This is a genomic window from Paucihalobacter sp., assembly GCF_036825875.1.
Classification (GTDB): domain Bacteria; phylum Bacteroidota; class Bacteroidia; order Flavobacteriales; family Flavobacteriaceae; genus Paucihalobacter.
In genome coordinates, this window is the sequence record NZ_DAISXK010000065.1 from 6193 (window position 1) to 11869 (window position 5677).

Here is a 5677-nt window from a genome sequence, read left to right on the forward strand (position 1 = left end):
AGAAAAGTATTTATTTTTAAAATCACAAGCGTTTTTTTCAAACGGTAACGCAAAGGATTCTGATATAACTACAGCGCTTGAAACTCTAGAACAATTAAAGTCAATACAACTTTCTTCAGGGGTTACAAAACATTCGAGCGATGCTTTAGAATTAAAAACGGAGATTACTAAAAACCTATTGTCACGTGCCAGTAAAGCTTACGAAGCAAAAGAATTTAAAAGTGCTGCAGCGAAATTTAATGAAGTTTATCGATTATCACCTTCTGATACCATTTATCTTTATTTTGCTGCCTCTTCTGCAGTTCAAGGTATGGATTACAAACAGTCATTAGAATATTACAATGAACTCAAAGACATCGGATATGATGGTTCTCAAATGGAATATTTTGCCGTAAACAAAGAATTAGGTATAGAAGAGCCATTTGGCGACAAAGGTCTTCGGGATGCGGCCGTACTGTCTGGGAAATTTGAAAAGCCTCGCAGTTCAAAAAGCGAATCAAAACGTGCAGAAATAGTTAAAAATATAGCTCTTATATATGTTTCAAATAACGAAAATGATAAAGCTATAGCCGCAATGAAAGATGCCAGAGATGAGAACCCCGAGGATGTTGGCTTGATTTTATCAGAGGCCAATGTACATCTTAAAATGGGTAATAAAGAAAAGTTTAGGTCTCTAATTGAGGAAGCGACTAAAAGAGATCCTAATAATGCAGAACTTCAATTTAACTTAGGTGTTTTGGCAGCTGAGGCAAATGATGTGGAAAACGCCAGAAAATATTATAACAAAGCAATTGCTCTTGATCCAAATTACGGAGATGCGCAACTAAACATGGCTGTATTAATTCTGGAAGGAGAGGCCGCTATTATTGAAGAAATGAATGGCTTAGGAACATCTGCCGCGGATGATAAAAGATATGACGAATTGCGAGATAAACGTTCAGGATTATATGCAGAAGCAGTTCCATATTTAAAAAGAGTTCTTGAAATCAACCCAAAAAACATTGATGCCGCTAGAACTTTAATGAACATGTATAGCGCTTTAGGAGAAACTGACAAGTATAAAGAAATGCAAGCGCTTGTTTCGGAACTAGAAGCTGGTAACTAAAAAAACAAAAACTTCCATTAATTAAAAAGGCCACTTTTAAAGTGGCTTTTTTTATATTAGTTTTTTAATAACGCGTAGTTTGTGGGTGTAGAGTTTTAAATCTGTATTAAATATACCTGTGTGATCAATTCTATCAATTCTAACCTTACCATGGGCATGAATCAAATAGTTGTCGTTCATTATAATCCCTACGTGGGTGATTCTCCCTTCTTCATTATCGAAAAACGCTAAATCTCCAGCTTCACTTTCTTCAATAAAACTCAAGGCTTCACCTTGGGTTGCTTGCTGCGAAGCGTCTCTTAAGATTTGATAACCATTTATCTTATACACCATTTGCGTAAAACCAGAACAATCAATTCCCATAGGTGTTTTTCCACCCCAAAGATATGGCGCATTTAAATAGATGAGCGCTATGTCGATAAGATGAGACTTGGGTTGTTGTGTTGATATAATGTGGCCATCAAATTTGTGTTGTAGTAGTTCTAATCCATTCAAAACCGCACCTAAAGGTATGGCCGTTATAAGATTGTTAGTATCACTTACAAATTCGATCAAATCGTTATTAAACAGCAGATTTTGCTGACCCAGTTGCGCATAGTTTTCTTCGGAAATTAGCAGAGCCTGTTTTTTATCTAACCAGCCTTCGTATTTGTCAAAATCTAAACGAATTTTATACCAATTTTTTCGTTGTTCTAATATTTTGAAAATATCACCATACAACAACTGAGTAACCATCTCTGATGCATCACTTGGTTCTAGTCTAATGGGAGCAACACCTAAGTTGCCAATTCCGTACAGCATCAAATTAAGTTTTAGTAGCGCTTAATAATTATTGCCGAGGCACCGCCGCCACCATTACAAATTGCTGCTGCACCTAGTTTGGCATTGTTTTGCTCTAATACATTCAATAAGGTTACCAATATTCGTGCACCCGAACAACCTAATGGATGACCCAAAGATACAGCGCCACCATTCACATTTACGTTGTGGTCTGTAAGTCCTAATAATTTCATATTGGCTAAACCAACTACAGAAAATGCTTCGTTAAATTCAAAAAAATCAATATCATTCAAAGATAAGCCTGCTTTGTGCAATGCTTTTGGTAAGGCTTTTGCTGGTGCGGTAGTAAACCATTCTGGTTGTTGTGCTGCATCTGCAAATCCTTCAACGCTTGCGAGTGGCGTTAATCCTAATAATTGGGCTTTTTCTAAACTCATCAATACTAAGGCCGCCGCACCATCATTAATTGTAGAGGCATTGGCTGCTGTTACGGTTCCGTCCTTTGTAAAAGCAGGTCTTAAATTTGGTATTTTATCTATAAAGACGTTAGTGAATTCTTCATCCTTAACAATGGCTATTGGGTCACCTTTGCGCTGTGGTACTTGCACAGGAATTATTTCATTATTAAATTTTCCAGCTTCCCAAGCAGCAGCCGATCGTTTGTAGGATTGAATCGCAAACGCATCTTGGTCTTCTCTACTAAATTTATATTCTGTAGCACAAGCGTCGGCACATACGCCCATGGCATCTTGGTTATAAGCATCAACCAAACCATCTTTTTGCATACCGTCTACTAAAGTTGTCGGACCAAATTTTTGTCCATTTCTTAAATTTACATAATGGGGAATCAAACTCATATTTTCCATACCACCAGCAACCACAATCTCAGCGTCTCCGCATATAATAGCTTGCGCAGCTTGCATCACTGCCTTCATGCCAGAAGCACAAACTTTATTAACAGTGGAACAAGGCGTGGTATCGGGAATACCTGCATATATAGCGGCTTGTCTAGCTGGAGCTTGTCCATTACCAGCTTGAACCACATTACCCATCAACACTTCATCTACCAACTCAGGCTTAAGATTGATCTTTTCTAAAGCGGCTTTAATGGCAATGGCACCTAATTTAGGTGCGGGAATTGAGGATAAGGCACCCATAAAACTACCAATTGGTGTTCGTACAGCCGATACTATTACTACGGTTTTCATGTTGTGTATATTTCAGATTTGATTGATGCAAAATTAATCATTTTTTTACAGACTGACATGCCTTGTACAGTGGTCGTTGAATTTTATAAGCTTGTATTTTTTCCGATTTATTAGATTAATACTTAGCGTTTATGCGTAAAACGAATATATTCTTTAATGCATTTAATTTGAATATGTATATTTACCTTAAATCATTGTACTTTTTAATTATGAATTCATTGTTAGATGCATGGTATCGCAATCATGCTTTGCTTTACAAAATATTATTACTTGCAAGTGCTACTTTTGTGGTAGTATATTTATTTCCTATAAGTTCTAAGTTTAAGTTTACTTATGAAAAAGGTAAACCTTGGCAATCGGAAAATTTATATTCGCCTTTTGATTTTGCTATCAAAAAATCTGACGCGAATTACAATCAGGAAGTTGCCGAGTTAAAGGCTGCTATGCCAGTGTATTTTGAGGTAAACAAAAGCCTTTCAGAAAATGCCTTAGATGACTTTCAATCCTTGTTTATAGCTCAATTTACGGATACGATTAATGCACCCAATAATTTACTATACACTAAGTCGATTGACGTAATGCGAAATGCTTACCAATATGGTATTATTGAGCCTACAACAGATTTTGAATCCAAAACACAGGTAATTTTATTAAGTGATAATATTAAAATGGCTGAAATTAATTACCAGGACTTAGTCACTTTTAAATCTGTCAGGCAACAATTAGAATCCGAATTAGAGAATGAAGAATTAAGCAGTTACCAACCCATACTATTTTCCATTTTGTTTGACGTAATTAAGGTAAATGCGTTTTACAATGAAAGCTTAACGGAAAAGGCTTTTGAAGAATCGATTAACAGAATATCCAAATACAGAGGTAGCATAGCCCAAGGAACATTAATAATTTCAAAAGGTGAAATTATTCAAAACGACTCTTTTAATGTTTTAAGGTCTTTAGAAACCGAATACGAATCTCAAACCTTGTCGGCAAATAGTTATTGGCTTATTTTAATAGCCTATACGGTTTTAGTTACCTTAACATTTCTTATGCTGTTATTATTTCTAAGGAAATATCGGTCAGAAATTTACAATCATAATACCAAGGTAACATTTATAGTATTTAATATGCTGTTAATGGTTTTTTTAACCTCTTTAGTAGTTAAGTTTAATACAGATTATATTTACGTGATACCCATTTGTATTTTACCCTTAATATTAAAGGCATTTTTTGATGCAAGATTGGGACTCTTTGCCCATATGCTAACGGTTTTGCTGCTTGGCTTTATAGTGCCTAATAGTTTTGAATATATGTTTCTTCAAATTATTGCAGGAATCGTTACTATTTTAACAGTATCCGAACTCTATAAAAGAACTAATTTATTTATTTCGGTTGGTCAAATTACTTTCATCTATTTAATTGCCTATACTGCCTTTTTTGCTATTCACGAGGGCAGTTTAACAACGCTTAATTTTGAAACGCTCGGATTGTTTATTATTTGTGGATTGGCCACTTTGTTCGTACAACCATTAATTTATATTTACGAAAAAACTTTTGGATTAATTTCCGATGTATCCTTACTTGAATTATCCGACACCAATTCAAAATTACTCAAAGAACTATCCAACAAAGCACCTGGGACGTTTCACCATTCATTAAACGTAGCTAATTTGGCTGAAACCTGTGCAAATGAAATAGGTGCTAACGCCATGCTAGTTAGAGTAGGAGCATTATATCACGACATAGGTAAAATGATTAATCCAACTTATTTTACTGAAAATCAAGTAACCGGTATCAATCCGCACGACGATTTATCACCACGTGAGAGTGCTAGAATTATTCTTAATCACGTCATTCATGGCATTGAGATCGCAAAAAAACACAACTTACCAGACAGAATTATTGATTTTATCCGAACCCATCATGGTACCAATGTAGTTTATTATTTTTATTCCAAAGAAAAAGAAACTAATGCCGATGTCAATAAAAGTAATTTTAGATATATTGGTCCTAAGCCATTTAGTAAGGAAACGGCTATTTTAATGATGTGCGATAGTGTTGAAGCTGCTTCGAAGAGTTTAAAAGAACCAAATTCAAATTCTATCAATGATTTTGTTGAAACTATTATCAATACACAATCGTCTGATGCGCAATTTATAAATGCAGACATAACATTCAGAGATATCGAAACGATTAAAAAGGTATTGAAGAAAAAACTCGCCAATATTTTTCACATTCGAATAAAATATCCAGATTAAAAAAGTTTAAAATAGTTTCATTAAATAGAATGAAAAAGTTACATTTGCAACCGCAAAATAAGCGACGTTCAATAAAAAAATAGGAGAGGTGCCAGAGTGGTAATGGAGCAGATTGCTAATCTGTCGACGCGTAAGTGTCGCCAGGGTTCGAGTCCCTGTCTCTCCGCAAGTATTAATAGTAAAACCGGAAATGCGTATTACAAGTAGTAATGTCCAGCTCACGAGTTGGCCTTTACTATAAAAATGTTTACAAAACATTTTTATAACGCTCAGTCCGGGGTGTAGCGTAGCCCGGTCATCGCGCCTGCTTTGGGAGCAGGAGGTCGCAG

The 5677-nt window shown here is 35.4% G+C and carries 4 protein-coding genes and 1 tRNA gene; 3 read left to right on the forward strand and 2 right to left on the reverse strand.

What is annotated here, in order from left to right; translation table 11 throughout:
• On the forward strand, positions 1-1105 hold a 1105-nt coding region (locus V7Z48_RS12860; protein ID WP_334113997.1), incomplete at its 5' end, for a tetratricopeptide repeat protein.
• 51 nt (positions 1106-1156) lie between these two features.
• On the opposite strand, the gene V7Z48_RS12865 is transcribed toward V7Z48_RS12860, so the two are convergent.
• Together V7Z48_RS12865 and V7Z48_RS12870 are read right to left on the reverse strand one after the other, a co-directional pair.
• Entirely contained in the window at positions 1157-1906 is a 750-nt protein-coding gene (locus V7Z48_RS12865; RefSeq protein ID WP_334113999.1) for a C40 family peptidase, read from the reverse strand.
• An 11-nt stretch (positions 1907-1917) separates the two neighbouring features.
• Positions 1918-3093, reverse strand: coding sequence for an acetyl-CoA C-acyltransferase (locus tag V7Z48_RS12870; RefSeq protein ID WP_334114000.1), 1176 nt, complete (start codon positions 3091-3093; stop codon positions 1918-1920).
• Positions 3094-3302: 209 nt separating this feature from the next.
• Here V7Z48_RS12870 and V7Z48_RS12875 point away from each other — a divergent pair, with 209 nt between their 5' ends.
• A complete protein-coding gene (locus tag V7Z48_RS12875; RefSeq protein ID WP_334114002.1) occupies positions 3303-5348 on the forward strand; it encodes an HD family phosphohydrolase in 2046 nt (681 codons plus the stop codon).
• Between the two features lie 82 nt (positions 5349-5430).
• A tRNA-Ser gene (locus V7Z48_RS12880) sits at positions 5431-5514 on the forward strand.
• Positions 5515-5677 lie beyond the last annotated feature (163 nt).

Bases quoted from the DNA above. Each gene is read 5' to 3' on its own strand.
- V7Z48_RS12865 (WP_334113999.1), bottom strand. From the start codon at position 1,906: ATGCTGTACGGAATTGGCAACTTAGGTGTTGCTCCCATTAGACTAGAA.
- V7Z48_RS12875 (WP_334114002.1), top strand. From the start codon at position 3,303: ATGAATTCATTGTTAGATGCATGGTATCGCAATCATGCTTTGCTTTAC.
- V7Z48_RS12870 (WP_334114000.1), bottom strand. From the start codon at position 3,093: ATGAAAACCGTAGTAATAGTATCGGCTGTACGAACACCAATTGGTAGT.